The organism is Thiobacillus sp. SCUT-2, assembly GCF_035621355.1.
In the GTDB taxonomy this organism is placed as follows: Bacteria; Pseudomonadota; Gammaproteobacteria; order Burkholderiales; family Thiobacillaceae; genus Thiobacillus; species Thiobacillus sedimenti.
In genome coordinates this window covers 2839790-2851979 of record NZ_CP141769.1, presented here as the reverse complement: position 1 = coordinate 2851979, position 12190 = coordinate 2839790, and the positions used below count along the sequence as shown (strand labels likewise).

The 12190-nt window shown below is 68.1% G+C and carries 13 protein-coding genes and 1 pseudogene; 6 read left to right on the top strand and 8 right to left on the bottom strand.

The features are described from left to right. Window positions 1-5: 5 nt before the first annotated feature. Entirely contained in the window at window positions 6-755 is a 750-nt protein-coding gene (locus VA613_RS14155; RefSeq protein ID WP_324779663.1) for a DUF3530 family protein, read from the top strand. A gap of 7 nt (window positions 756-762) precedes the next feature. Here VA613_RS14155 and VA613_RS14150 read toward each other — a convergent pair whose 3' ends face one another. Continuing rightward, window positions 763-1659 (bottom strand): phosphoribosylaminoimidazolesuccinocarboxamide synthase, encoded by an 897-nt coding sequence (locus VA613_RS14150; protein ID WP_324781259.1) that lies wholly within the window; start codon window positions 1657-1659, stop codon window positions 763-765. An 87-nt stretch (window positions 1660-1746) separates the two neighbouring features. Next, a pseudogene (locus VA613_RS14145) lies at window positions 1747-2748 on the bottom strand (AI-2E family transporter); the annotation flags it as partial. 41 nt (window positions 2749-2789) lie between these two features. Between VA613_RS14145 and purM the strand changes: the two are divergent. The 4 genes from purM to VA613_RS14125 are packed head-to-tail and all read left to right on the top strand — an operon-like array spanning window position 2790 to window position 6154. Beyond that, on the top strand, window positions 2790-3818 hold the full coding sequence (purM, locus tag VA613_RS14140; protein ID WP_324779662.1) for a phosphoribosylformylglycinamidine cyclo-ligase: 1029 nt from the start codon (window positions 2790-2792) through the stop codon (window positions 3816-3818). After that, window positions 3815-4444, top strand: a complete 630-nt coding sequence (purN, locus tag VA613_RS14135; RefSeq protein ID WP_324779661.1) for a phosphoribosylglycinamide formyltransferase — start codon at window positions 3815-3817, stop codon at window positions 4442-4444. Before purM ends, purN begins: the two co-directional genes overlap by 4 nt. Window positions 4445-4446: 2 nt before the next feature. Beyond that, window positions 4447-5145, top strand: a complete 699-nt coding sequence (locus VA613_RS14130; RefSeq protein WP_324779660.1) for a DUF3108 domain-containing protein — start codon at window positions 4447-4449, stop codon at window positions 5143-5145. 4 nt (window positions 5146-5149) lie between these two features. After that, on the top strand, window positions 5150-6154 hold the full coding sequence (locus tag VA613_RS14125) for a DUF3108 domain-containing protein (protein ID WP_324779659.1): 1005 nt from the start codon (window positions 5150-5152) through the stop codon (window positions 6152-6154). Window positions 6155-6291: 137 nt separating this feature from the next. Here VA613_RS14125 and VA613_RS14120 read toward each other — a convergent pair whose 3' ends face one another. Genes VA613_RS14120 through purE form a run of 3 tightly spaced genes read right to left on the bottom strand, consistent with a single transcriptional unit; the run spans window position 6292 to window position 8339 of the window. After that, window positions 6292-6729 carry a DUF192 domain-containing protein gene (locus VA613_RS14120; RefSeq protein WP_324779658.1) on the bottom strand — a complete coding sequence of 146 codons (438 nt, stop codon included), beginning with the start codon at window positions 6727-6729 and terminating at the stop codon, window positions 6292-6294. Then, window positions 6719-7852 (bottom strand): 5-(carboxyamino)imidazole ribonucleotide synthase, encoded by a 1134-nt coding sequence (locus VA613_RS14115; protein WP_324779657.1) that lies wholly within the window; start codon window positions 7850-7852, stop codon window positions 6719-6721. Before VA613_RS14115 ends, VA613_RS14120 begins: the two co-directional genes overlap by 11 nt. After that, on the bottom strand, window positions 7842-8339 hold the full coding sequence (purE, locus tag VA613_RS14110; protein WP_324779656.1) for a 5-(carboxyamino)imidazole ribonucleotide mutase: 498 nt from the start codon (window positions 8337-8339) through the stop codon (window positions 7842-7844). The genes VA613_RS14115 and purE overlap by 11 nt, the downstream gene beginning before the upstream one ends. Before the next feature lie 288 nt (window positions 8340-8627). On the opposite strand from purE, the gene VA613_RS14105 reads away from it, so the two are divergent. Next, the gene (locus VA613_RS14105) at window positions 8628-9863 is read left to right on the top strand and encodes an anion transporter (protein ID WP_324779655.1); all 1236 of its coding nucleotides are present in this window, start codon (window positions 8628-8630) and stop codon (window positions 9861-9863) included. Between the two features lie 210 nt (window positions 9864-10073). Here the strand turns inward: VA613_RS14105 and VA613_RS14100 are convergent, their stop codons facing one another. The 3 genes from VA613_RS14100 to VA613_RS14090 form a co-directional block, all read right to left on the bottom strand. After that, the gene (locus VA613_RS14100) at window positions 10074-10406 is read right to left on the bottom strand and encodes a TusE/DsrC/DsvC family sulfur relay protein (protein ID WP_324779654.1); all 333 of its coding nucleotides are present in this window, start codon (window positions 10404-10406) and stop codon (window positions 10074-10076) included. A 329-nt stretch (window positions 10407-10735) separates the two neighbouring features. Further along, entirely contained in the window at window positions 10736-11110 is a 375-nt protein-coding gene (locus VA613_RS14095) for a rhodanese-like domain-containing protein (RefSeq protein ID WP_324779653.1), read from the bottom strand. Window positions 11111-11194: 84 nt separating this feature from the next. Further along, window positions 11195-12109, bottom strand: a complete 915-nt coding sequence (locus tag VA613_RS14090) for a LysR family transcriptional regulator (RefSeq protein WP_324779652.1) — start codon at window positions 12107-12109, stop codon at window positions 11195-11197. Window positions 12110-12190: the final 81 nt, after the last annotated feature.

Here is a 12190-nt window from a genome sequence, read left to right as displayed (position 1 = left end):
CCGAGATGAAGCAAAACTTGTTGATGGGATGGCTCGGAGCGCTGGCCGCGCTCTTTTCCATGGCGGCGCTCGCGCAGCCGGTCGCCGATTATGCCCGCGAGAAGAAATGGGCGGATGAAGTCCTGCCGGGCCTGGTGGTCGGCGACCCGGTCTACCTGCAAACGCCGCGCGGCCATCACAGGTTCCTCGCGCTGTTCACGCCGGCCGCAGGCGACCGTGCGGTGATCGTCGTGCACGGCATGGGTATCCACCCGGACTGGGGCCTGATCGGAACCCTGCGCACCGAACTGGCTGACCGTGGATTGGCGACCTTGTCGGTCCAGATGCCCGTCCTGGCCGCCGATGCACAGGGCAGCGACTATCCGCCGACCTTCCCCGAGGCTGCCGCGCGCATCGGCCAGGCGGTCGACTTCCTCAAGGCCAAGGGCTATACGCACCTCGCCATCGTCTCGCACAGCATGGGCTCGCGCATGAGCCATGCCTACCTTGCCGGCCATCCCGATGCGGCGGTGCAGGCATGGGCCAGCCTGGGACTCTCGGTCGACGACTACGCCGGTCTCAAGCTGCCGGTGCTGGACCTCTACGGCGCCAACGACCTGGCGCCGGTGCTGACGGGCGCGGCGAAGCGGCGTGCGTCGCTGGTGGACCGCCATTCGCGGCAGGAGACGATCCCGCATGCCGACCATTTCTACACCGGCCACGAGGCGGAAATGGTCGATGCGGTCGCGGGCTTCCTCAAGACAACCTTGAAGTAACAACGCGCTAATTCAGCAGCCGCGCCATCGCCTCGCGGTATTTCTCGCTGGTCTTCGCCACGATCTCCGCCGGCAGCGCCGGTCCCGGCGCCTGCTTGTTCCAGCCGCTGCCTTCCAGCCAGTCGCGCACGAACTGCTTGTCGAAGCTGGGCGGGTTGCTGCCGGGGCGGTACTGGTCGGCCGGCCAGAAGCGCGATGAATCCGGGGTCAGCGCCTCGTCGATCCAGACCAGCCTGCCGGCTTCGTCGAGCCCGAACTCGAACTTGGTGTCGGCGATGATGATGCCGCGAGTGAGTGCGTACTCCGCAGCAGACTTATAGAGGGCGAGGCTGACGTCGCGCACCTGCTTGGCCAGCTCGGCGCCGATCAGCCCGGCCATCGCATCGAAGCTGATGTTCTCGTCGTGCGCGCCGACCGCCGCCTTGGTCGACGGGGTGAAGATCGGCTCGGGCAGGCGGTCGGCCTGCTGGAGGCCGGTAGGGAGCTTGATGCCGCACACCGACTGGCTTGCCTGGTATTCCTTCCAGCCGGAGCCGACCAGATAGCCGCGCACGATCGCCTCGACCGGCAGCGCCTTGAGCTTTCTGACCACGATCGCCCGTCCCGCGACCTGGTCGCGCTCGTTTTCCGCCACCACCGATTCCGGCGCGATGTCGAGCGCCTGGCTCGGCACGATGGCCTTCAGCTTGTCGAACCAGAAGGCCGAGACCTTGGTCAGCACCTCGCCCTTGCCCGGGATCGGCGTCGGCATGACCACGTCGAAGGCCGACAGGCGGTCCGTCGTGACGATCAGGAGCTGGTCGTCGCCGACCGCGTAGATGTCGCGCACCTTGCCGCGGTGCACCAGCGGCAGCGAGGCGATTCGCGATTCGAGCAAAGGTTGGCCGAGGAGCGGTGCAGTCATGGCGGGCGGTGCGGGTTCGGAAGAGCCGGCATTATAGCCGCCGCGGTAGAAGGCGCTCGCCTCGTAGACGCCGCGCAGTTCGCGCAGCGCGACCAGCAGGACGGCCGCGAGCGGCACCGCGAGCAGGACGCCGACGAAGCCGAGGAGCTGGCCGAATGCCGCCAGCGCGAAGATCACCGCGACCGGATGCAGGCCGACGCGTTCACCCACCAACCGTGGCGTGAAGACGTAGCTTTCCAGCACCTGTCCGGCGAGGTAGATTCCCGCGACCCACGCGACGCCGGTCCAGTCGGCGAACTGCAGCAGCGCCACCAGCAGCGCCAGGATGACGCCGAGCCCGAAGCCGAGGAAAGGCACGAAGGACAGCACGCCGGTCAGGAGACCGATCGGCAGCGCGTAGTCGACGCCGGCGACCCACAGCGCCGCGACGTAATACAGCGACAGCGCCGCCATGACCGCGAGCTGGCCGCGCAGGAATTCGCCGACCACGGCGTCCATCGCCCGCGCGACGCGCGTCACCGTCGCGAGCCAGGCGCGCGGCGTCAGCGCCGCGAGGCGCCCGATCATCACGTCCCAGTCGCGCAGCAGGTAGAACATGACGACCGGGACCAGCAGCAGGTTGGCCAGCACGCCGACGACGGCGAGGGCGCCCGTCTGCAGCCGCGGCAGCCAGGCCGTGCCGTTCTGCGCGGCCTTCTCGGTGAGCCAGCTCTTCAGCGAGGCGAGATCGAAGTCGAGCGTGACGCCGAGCGTGCGCGAGAGCCAGGGCAGGGCCCGTGTCTGCAGCAGATCGAGTGCCGCCGGCACGCGCCGGGCCAGTTCGGCGAACTGGCCCTGGAACAGCGGCAGCGCAACCAGCAGCAGCGCGAACACGCCCAGCCCCGCGAGCAGGATGACGACCAGCGTCGCGACAGTCCGCGAAAGGCCGCGCGCTTCCAGCCGGTCGGCCAGCGGATCGAACATGTAGGCGAGCAGGGCGCCGGCGAGGAAGGGGGTGAGGATCGGGGCCAGCAGGTGGAGCAGCCAGCCCGCCGCCAGCAGGCTGGCCAGGGCGAACCACGGCAGGGCGAACGGGCGGGGAGTCGACATAGGCGGTAAAATACCGCACTTTTTTGATACTGGAGCCGGGCGTGTCTTCCATTTCCTACAAAGATGCCGGGGTCGATATCGATGCCGGCGATGCACTGGTCGAGCGCATCAAGCCGCTGGCCAGGCGCACCCTGCGCCCCGAGGTGCTGGCCGGCATCGGCGGCTTCGGCGCGCTGATCGAGATCTCGAAGAAATACAAGGAACCCGTGCTGGTATCCGGCACCGACGGCGTCGGCACCAAGCTTAAACTCGCGTTCGAGCTCAACCGCCACGACACCGTCGGCATCGACCTCGTCGCGATGAGCGTCAACGACATCCTCGTGCAGGGCGCCGAGCCCTTGTTCTTCCTCGACTATTTCGCCTGCGGCAAACTCAGCCTCGACACCGCCGAGGCGGTCATCGCCGGCATTGCCACCGGCTGCGAGCAGGCCGGCTGCGCGCTCATCGGCGGTGAAACGGCCGAGATGCCCGGCATGTACCCCGACGGCGAGTACGACCTCGCCGGCTTCGCCGTCGGCGTGGTCGAGAAAAGCCGGGTCATCGGCGGCCAGAACATCGTGCCCGGCGACGTCGTGCTGGGGCTCGCTTCAAGCGGCGCGCACTCCAACGGCTATTCGCTGATCCGCAAGCTGATCGACGTCTCCGGCATCGGCCTGAAATCCGACTTCCACGGCCGGCCCTTCGCCGATGCGGTGATGGCGCCGACCCGCATCTACGTCAAGCCGCTGCTGGCGCTGATGCAGAAGCTCGCCGTCAAGGGCATGGCGCACATCACCGGCGGCGGTATCACCGGCAACCTGCCGCGCTGCCTGCCGGAAGCCGTCGCCGCGAAAGTCGACCCGGCGAGCTGGATGCGCCCGCCGCTGTTCGACTGGCTGCAGCAGGCCGGCAACGTCGAGCCCGCGGAAATGCTGCGCACCTTCAACTGCGGCATCGGCATGTGCGTGGTGGTGTCCGCCGCCGATGCCGCCGCGGCGAAGGCGCAGCTGGAGGCCGCCGGCGAGACCGTCTGGCAGATCGGCGAGATCGTCGCGCGTCCCGAAGGCGCGGAGCAGGTGATCTATTCGTGACCCGCGTCGTCGTCCTGCTGTCGGGGCGCGGCAGCAACTTCCGCGCAATCGCCGAGGCGGGGCTGCCGATCGAGATTGCCGCGGTCATCAGCAACCGCCCGCAGGCTGCCGGCCTCGCCTGGGCGCGTGAGCGCGGCATCCCCGCGACCGCGCTCGACCATACGGAATACGCCGACCGCGCGGTGTTCGACGCGCGGCTGGCCGACGAAATCGAGCGTCACCGGCCCGACCTCGTCGTGCTCGCCGGCTACATGCGCATCCTGAGCGCGGCCTTCATTGCCCGCTTCGAGGGCCGCCTGCTCAATATCCACCCCTCGCTGCTGCCGATGTTCCCGGGGCTGAAGACCCATGAGCGTGCGCTGGCCGAGGGCGTCAAGGTCCACGGCTGCACGGTGCACTTCGTCACCGCCGACCTCGACCACGGGCCCATCGTGATCCAGGCCGCGGTGCCGGTGCGGGCGGACGACACCCCGGAGACCCTGGCGGCACGGGTGCTGGCGCAGGAACACCGCATCTACCCGCAGGCGGTCCGCTGGTTCGCCGAAGGGCGGCTGGCGATCCGTGACGGCCGCGTAAACTTGCAGGACGATTCGACGTCACAGTCAGTGTTGGTTCCGGAAGGGTGACCATGATCAGACTGCTCGTGCTGGCTACAGCGCTCTTCGCGGGGGCCGCCCATGCGGCCGGCCCCGCGCAGATGAACCTGGTGTACGACCTGTATCGCAACGGCATCAAGCTCGGCCAGGTCACCGACACCTTCACCCGCAGCGGCACGCGCTATACGCTGACGAGCGAAACGCGGGCGACCGGTCCGCTCAAGATGCTGTGGCCCGGAAACATCCGCCTCGAAAGCACCGGCGTGGTGACGCCGCAGGGCCTGCGGCCGCTGCAATTCCGGCACGCCCGCAGCGACGCGCCGCACAAGCTGGCGACCGCCCGGCTCGACTGGAAGCAGCGCAGCATCACCTATGAATACAAGGGCGCGACCCGACGTGTCGACGGCCTGCAGCCCGGGGCCCAGGACCAGCTGTCCCAGCTCTACCAGTTCATGTTCGTGCCGTCGCTCCCCGGCGATTACAGCGTGCAGGTCGTGAGCGGCCGCGATCTCAACGACTATCACTACGTGCGCAGCGAAGGCGGCGCCATCCAGACGCCGGTGGGCGCGCTGGCGACGCAGCGGTTCCAGCGCATCACGCAGAAACCGGATGAAAAGGCCATCACCGTGTGGGTCGCACCGGCGCGCAACAACCTGCCGGTGCAGATCCGCGTGAGTGAAGACGGGGTCACCGTCGAACAGCGTCTCGTGCGTGCCAGCGTAAGAGGCTGAGCCCGTGCGGCGCCGCGTTCGCCCCTGGTGGCTCGCGCTGGCCGCTTCGCTTCTGCTGCATGTCGGGTTGCTGGGCGGGATGGCGTGGCGATGGCTTCCGGGGGCGCCGCCCGCCGAGCCGTCCACGCTCGAGGTCCAGCTCGCTTCGCCGCCCGCTCCGACCGCCGCGCCGCCGCGCCCCAAGCCGCCGTTGCCCAAGACTGTTCCCCTGCATCGCCCGGTTGCCGTACCGCCTCCTCCGCCTGCGGTCGAAGCACCGTCGCCGCCTGCGGACGAGCCGATCGAAATCCCGCAGCCCCCTGCCGTGCCGTCGCCGGCCGCCGTTGGCGGCGAGGAAGCGGCGGCACCGGTCGCGGAGGCTGCTGCGCCGCCGCCGCTGAATGCCCTGCCGCCGCGGATCGACATGCGCTTCGAGCTCCGCTACGGGCTGGCGTCGGGCGAGCAGACCCTGGTCTGGGTGAACGAAGGCGAGCACTACACGGTGACGAGCGTGGCAGCGGCGACGGGCCTGACCGGGCTGTTCTACCGCGGCCGCTTCGCGCAGACGAGCCGTGGGCGCATCACGCCAACCGGGCTGCAGCCGCAGGAATTCTGGGACCAGCGCGGCGAAAAGCGCAGCAGCGCGCGCTTCGACGCGGCAAGCGGCGACCTTGCCGTGACCCCGGCACAGGGTCCGGTGCGCCATTTCGGCTACAACGGCACCGTGCAGGACGCGCTCAGCCTGTTCTTCCAGTTCGCGCTGACGGCACCGCCGCCCGAGGGACGCCAGCGGTTCACGGTGTTCAACGGCAGGAAGCTGCGCGAATACACCTACGAGGTGCGCGGCGAGGAGATGCTGGATACCGCGCTCGGCCCGCTGCGCACGCTGCATCTGGTGCGGGCCGGCGACGACGACGGCCGCTTCGAGGCGTGGCTGGCGATCGACCGCCACTACCTGCCGGTGCGCGTGCTGCGCAGCGACGCGTCGGACAGCACGATGGAACTGCGCGTCCAGTCGATCGCGCCCTGAGCGGCTGGAGCCGCCGTCTCCCGCTCCGTCTCCCCAACCCTCTGATGATGCCTCTACGCAATCGACCAGGTCCGCAAGCGGGCAGGTCGCCGCTTATCCCGCTTGCGGGCGAGGGGACGAATGCGGGCCCTCGCCGATTAACGCGGCAGGCCGCCTACGCTTGCGCCCACCGGGATGCCGCGGCGCTGGAATTCGCCCTGCCGCACCTCGAGCGCATAGCGGATGTCGCTGCCCGGGCAGTGCGGCGTCTCGGTGCGCGGCTGCATGTCGGCCAGGCCGACGACGCGGCCCGCTTCGTCGATGAAGGCAACCGAGAGCGGCAACGGCGTGTCGCGCATCCAGAAGCAGGGGCGGCCGGCATGCTCGAACACGAACAGCATGCCGGCGTCGGCGGCGAGATGGGTACGGCCCATGAGGCCGCGTGCACGCGCAGCGGGCGTATCCGCGACCTCGACATGGAAGGCGTGCGCGCCGATGTGCAGCGTCGGCTGCGCCGCGCCGGCGGCGGATGCACCGCCGGCGAGCAGCAGCACGAGCGTCCGGAAGCGGCGTGCGCGCGACGCGCTACAGCGCATCGCGCATTTGTTCGGCGAGTTGCAGGGCGGTCGCGACGTCGGCGTCGAGCACGTTGAAATGCCCCATCTTGCGGCCCGGGCGCGGTGTCGCCTTGCCGTAGAGGTGCAGCTTGATGTTCGGGTGCGCCAGCAGCGTGCCCCAGTGCGGGCCGCCGGCCTGCCAGCGGTCGCCCAGGATGTTGACCATCACCACCGGAGACAGCAGCCGGGTGTCGCCCAGCGGCAGGCCGCACAACGCGCGCACCTGCTGCTCGAACTGGTCGGTGGCGCAGGCATCGAGCGTGTAGTGGCCGGAGTTGTGCGGACGCGGTGCGATCTCGTTGACCATCAGCCTGCCGTCCGCGACGAAGAATTCGACTGCCATGACGCCGACGTAGCCGAGCTGGGCGGCGATGTCGCGTGCCATCGCGCGCGCTTCCCCGGCGAGCGCGTCGGTCACGCGCGCGGGAACGATGGAGACGTCGAGGACGCCGTTCTCGTGGCGGTTCTCGGCGACGGGAAACAGCGCGCAGCGGCCGGCGTCATCGCGCGCCAGCACCACCGAGACTTCGCGCTCGAGCTTGACGAAGCCTTCGAGCACGCACGGCTGGCCGCCGAACTCGCGGAATGCGGCGCGCGCTTCCTCCAGGTTGTTGACACGCGCCTGGCCCTTGCCGTCGTAGCCGAAGCGCGCGACCTTGAGGATCGCCGGCGTGCCGGTGTCGGCAATGCCCTGGTCGAGGTCGCCCTCGTTGTAGACGAGCGCGAACGGCGCGGTGGCGAAGCCGTTCTGCGCGAGCCAGGATTTCTCGTGGCTGCGGTCCTGGGCGATGGCGACGCATTGCGCGCCGGGCGACACCCGGCAGTGCTGGGCGAGCTCGATGAGGCTCGCGGCGGGAACGTTCTCGAATTCGGTGGTGACCGCCGCGCAGGCGCTGCCGAGATGCTTCAACGCGCCGTGGTCGGTATAGTCGGCCTGCAGGTGGACGTCGGCCATCTGCCCCGCGGGGCTGGCGAAGTCGGGGTCGAGCACCATGACCTTGTAGCCCATGGTGCGCGCGGCGATGGTGAACATGCGGCCGAGCTGGCCGCCGCCGAGGATGCCGAGCGTTGCACCCGGCAGGATCGGCAGCTCAGTCGACATCGGGCAGCTCCATCGCCAGCACGGAGTCGGACTGGCCGCGGCGGAAATCGTTGAGCTGTTCGGCGAGCCCGTTGTCGTAGCGGGCGATCAGCGAGGCGGCGAACAGCGCGGCGTTGGCTGCGCCGGCCTCGCCGATGGCGAAGGTGGCGACGGGAATGCCCTTCGGCATCTGCACGATGGACAGCAGCGAATCCATGCCCTTGAGGTATTTCGACGGCACCGGAACGCCGAGCACGGGCACGATGGTCTTCGACGCGATCATGCCGGGCAGGTGGGCGGCGCCGCCGGCGCCGGCGATGATCGCCTTGAGGCCGCGTGCCTCGGCGCTGGCAGCGTATTCGTACAGCAGATCGGGCGTGCGGTGCGCGGAGACGACCCGCGTCTCGAAGTGGATGCCGAGCTGCTTCAGCAGAATGGCCGCGTGCTTCATCACCTCCCAGTCGCTGGAAGACCCCATCACCACCCCTACCTGAGGCGCGTTCATCATGCCGACCCCTGCAATGCGAAAGGCGACATTTTACCGCGGGGACTGCCTACAATGTCGCCGTGCGACGCCGGACGGAAACCTGCGCGCCGCCGTGCGGACGCGGATCCGGCTCGCCGGTGCGGGCTCGTCGTGAACCGCGAACGGAATCGCAAAGGGTCACGCTTGACGCGTCTCCGAGGAACGGGGCGGACCGAGGCAAACGGGGCGTCGCGCCTGAACCTACCGAAACGAACGCGCACCGAATAGACCGAGCCGCCCAATGACCAATCAACGCCCGCTCAAATCAAGATGACTTCGCTCGTCGTTACGGTATTCCTGCTCGTCTACCTGGGAATGATCTTCGGCGGGCTTCCGTTTCTGCAACTGGACCGCACCGGCATTGCGCTGCTCGGGGCGATCGCCCTTGTCGCATCGCAGTCGATGAGCGTCGACGAAGCCTTCCGGTCACTGCACGCGCCCACCTTGATCCTGCTGTTCGCGTTCATGGTGATTTCCGCGCAGCTTCGCCTGGGCGGCTTCTATCCCTGGATGGCCCGCCGGGTCGGCTCGCTGCACATTCGGCCGTCCATGCTGCTGGCCGCCATCCTCGCGGTCGCCGCCTATCTGTCGGCGGTATTCAGCAACGATGTCGTCTGCCTGGCGATGGCGCCCGTGATCGCGGAGATATGTCTTGCCAGGCGGCTCGATCCCCCGCCTTTCCTGATTGGTCTCGCCTGCGCCACCAATATCGGCTCCGCAGCGACGCTCATCGGCAATCCGCAAAACATGCTGATCGGGCAGACGCTCAACCTGTCGTTCGGCCGGTATCTTCTGGTCGCATCCGTTCCGGTGGCGCTGAGCCTGATCGTGACCTGGGGGCTCATCGTGGCCTTGCGGCGCGGTCACGGCTGGGCTCCGGCCGAATCGTCCGCGCTGTCAGCCGGCGATGCCCGCGACGCAGAAGATACGCCGCTCGACCTGTGGCAGACCGGCAAGGGGCTGGCGGTCGCCGCCGTGCTGTTCGCCGCCTTCCTGCTCGCGCCTTGGCCGCGCGACCTGATGGCATTGGCTGGGGCGGGGCTTCTGCTGACCAGCCGTCGCCTTCATTCGCGCCGGATGCTCGGCCTCGTGGACTGGCAACTGCTGATCCTTTTCATGGGACTGTTCGTCGTCAATCACGCCATGCAGCAGACGGGGCTGCCTTCCCGCGTCGTCGAGGCGCTCGCATCGAATGGCCTGGACTTGCGGGCACCGGGGCTGCTCTTCCTGAGCAGCTTCGTTCTCAGCAACGTCGTTTCCAACGTGCCGGCAGTCATGCTGCTTCTGCCGACGACGGCAAGCGAACATGCGGGAACCGTGCTGGCCCTTTCCAGCACGCTGGCGGGAAACCTGCTGATCGTCGGCAGCATCGCCAACCTGATCGTCGTCAACGAGGCGGCACGCAAAGGCATCAGGATCGACTGGCAGGAACACGCCAGGCTGGGCGTGCCGGTCACCCTGGCCACGCTGGCGATAACCGGCACGTATCTCTGGCTGGCGGCCTGAGCCCCGCATCGGCTGGACGGTGGGGGCGCTGCCGCCGCCGAGGTTCGTGCAGGAGACCGTCGTAGGGGCCCGTCCATGCCGTTCGCGGCACTGGACAGGGCGGTCACGCTCGAGGCGCCTTTCGGGGTGGGAACGGGTCTTGCCCCCCTCGCAGCCCTGGACGAAAAAAAGCCCCGCTGGACGGGGCTTTTCGTGCGGGGCGCGCGGCCGTCAGACGCAGCCGGTCGGCTTGGGCGTCCCGGCGTAGCGGCCGGCCTGCTTGGCGGGGCCGAACGGGAACAGGTCGAACAGGAACTTCTTGTCGCCCCACTCGTCGCCGAACTCTTCCTTCAGGCCCTTCTGCAGGAAGCGCAGGTTCGGCGCGGTGCCGTTCTGCGCGAACTGGTCGCGCATGTAGTGAATGATTTTCCAGTGGTTCTCGCCCAGTTCGAGGTTGTCTTCCTTGGCGAGTTCGACGGCCAGTTCCTCGGACCAGTCTTCCAGGTTGACGAGGTAGCCCTCGGGGTCGGTTTCGACAATCTTGCCGTTGATGTTGCGTTCCATTGCTGCAGTCCTTGTGATGAAAAATAAGCGGGGATGAACGCAACGATAGAATAACCAAGTAAATTAGTCAACAACTTCGTTTTTGCCCGCTTTCATGGGCCTTTGCGGCGAGGGGCCCATCCCGTCGCCCGTGGCGCGGCCGTCCCGGACAACATAGATAAACGAAGTTTTTTGTCTGAAATTAACAGGAAGCTTGCGCGACACCTGGAAATCGCCGGTTTGGCGCGCGCATCCAGGGGCGACGGGCGGTCGCCAGAGGGGCTGGCCGGCACCACGTCCTCGGCCGGGATGCGCCGACGGGGGCGTGCGTCAGCGGCCGCAGATGCCGCTTACTTGCGGGCAAGCTTCCTGCCCGCCGCCTTCCAGGCTTCGAGCCCGCCTTCGAGGTAGCGCGCCTTGACGCCGGCCGCCTGCAGGCGGTCGACCACGGTGTTGGAGATGGCGTCGCCACGGGTGCAGTAGACGACCACGTCGAGGGTGCGCGGCACGGCATCGATCCAGGCGTCGATCTTGTCGGGGTTCTTCCACAGCGCGCCGGGAATCGACTCGCTCGATGCGGCGTAGTCGGCTTCGCGCCGCACGTCGAACACGAGCGTGGCATCCGGATCGAGCTTGCCGGCCTTGATGGTGCGCGCCAGCTGATCGCACTTCTCGCTCGGCGTGCCGCAGCCGCAGCGCTTAATGGGGTGGATCGTCTGTTCCATCGGGCCCTCGCATGAACATGTACACGGCCGGGTACGGGCGAGGCGCGGACCGCGTGCCTCGATCCGAATCCGGAGGGTACGATTCTAGCGCGCGCGGGTGCTGCGCGGCACGCGCGGAAGCGCCAGCACGAATTCCTTGAATGCCTGCGCCACCGGCGACAGCCGCTTGTCGGCGCGATGCACGACGTACCAGTGGCGCATGATGGGAAAGCCCTCGACCTTCAGCACGGCGAGGCGCTTCAGCGCCAGCTCCAGTTCCAGCGTCTGCAGCGAGAGGATGCCGAGGCCGAGGCCGGCCTGCACCGCCTGGCGGATCGCCTCGTTGCTGCTCATCTCCATGCTGCTGCGGATCTCCAGGCCACGTGCCGCGAAGAAGCGTTCCATCGCGCCGCGCGTGCCCGAACCCGCCTCGCGCACCAGGAAGGGCTCGGCCGCCACCTGCTCGAGCGTCACGCGGCGTTTGCGTGCGAGGGGATGATCGGGCGGCGCGATCACCACCAGCGGGTTGTCCATGAAGCGCGTTGCCGAGAGCTCCAGGCCCTCCGGCACCTGGCCCATGATCGCCAGATCGATGCGGTTGCTCGCCAGCAGTTCGAGCACCTCGGCGCGGTTGGAGACGCCGAGATGCACGGCGACGCCCGGATAGCGGCCGCGGAAGCGCACCAGAATCCCGGTCGCGACCGCATTGACGGTCGAGGTCACGGCGAGCCGCAGGCTCCCGCTGTCGACGCTCTTGAGCTGCGCGAGATTGTGCTGAAGATCGTCAAGCCGCGCGGTGATCGCCTGGCTGGCGTGCAGCACCTCGCGCCCCGCATCGGTGAGGTGGATCCTTCTCCCCACCTGTTCGGTGAGCGGCATGCCGAGGATGGTCTCGATGCCGCGCACCTGCATCGACACGGCGGGCTGGGAAAGGTGCAGTTCCGCCGCCGCCCGTGAGAACGACAGGTTGCGGGCGACGGCCTCGAATATGCGGAACTGGCGGAGGGTCAGGCGGCGCATGGTCGTTCTATAAGCCTATCTATATAGGTCGTATCAGAAGTATTGAATTTTAATTATATAAGCCCGCTCGTATAGTCCGCC

What these genes read in the sequence shown, in the direction of transcription:
- VA613_RS14155 (WP_324779663.1), top strand. Translation starts at nt 6, where the DNA reads ATGAAGCAAAACTTGTTGATGGGATGGCTCGGAGCGCTGGCCGCGCTC.
- VA613_RS14150 (WP_324781259.1), bottom strand. Translation starts at nt 1,659, where the DNA reads ATGACTGCACCGCTCCTCGGCCAACCTTTGCTCGAATCGCGAATCGCC.
- VA613_RS14130 (WP_324779660.1), top strand. Translation starts at nt 4,447, where the DNA reads ATGATCAGACTGCTCGTGCTGGCTACAGCGCTCTTCGCGGGGGCCGCC.
- VA613_RS14120 (WP_324779658.1), bottom strand. Translation starts at nt 6,729, where the DNA reads ATGCGCTGTAGCGCGTCGCGCGCACGCCGCTTCCGGACGCTCGTGCTG.
- VA613_RS14115 (WP_324779657.1), bottom strand. Translation starts at nt 7,852, where the DNA reads ATGTCGACTGAGCTGCCGATCCTGCCGGGTGCAACGCTCGGCATCCTC.
- purE (WP_324779656.1), bottom strand. Translation starts at nt 8,339, where the DNA reads ATGATGAACGCGCCTCAGGTAGGGGTGGTGATGGGGTCTTCCAGCGAC.
- VA613_RS14105 (WP_324779655.1), top strand. Translation starts at nt 8,628, where the DNA reads ATGACTTCGCTCGTCGTTACGGTATTCCTGCTCGTCTACCTGGGAATG.
- VA613_RS14100 (WP_324779654.1), bottom strand. Translation starts at nt 10,406, where the DNA reads ATGGAACGCAACATCAACGGCAAGATTGTCGAAACCGACCCCGAGGGC.
- VA613_RS14095 (WP_324779653.1), bottom strand. Translation starts at nt 11,110, where the DNA reads ATGGAACAGACGATCCACCCCATTAAGCGCTGCGGCTGCGGCACGCCG.
- VA613_RS14090 (WP_324779652.1), bottom strand. Translation starts at nt 12,109, where the DNA reads ATGCGCCGCCTGACCCTCCGCCAGTTCCGCATATTCGAGGCCGTCGCC.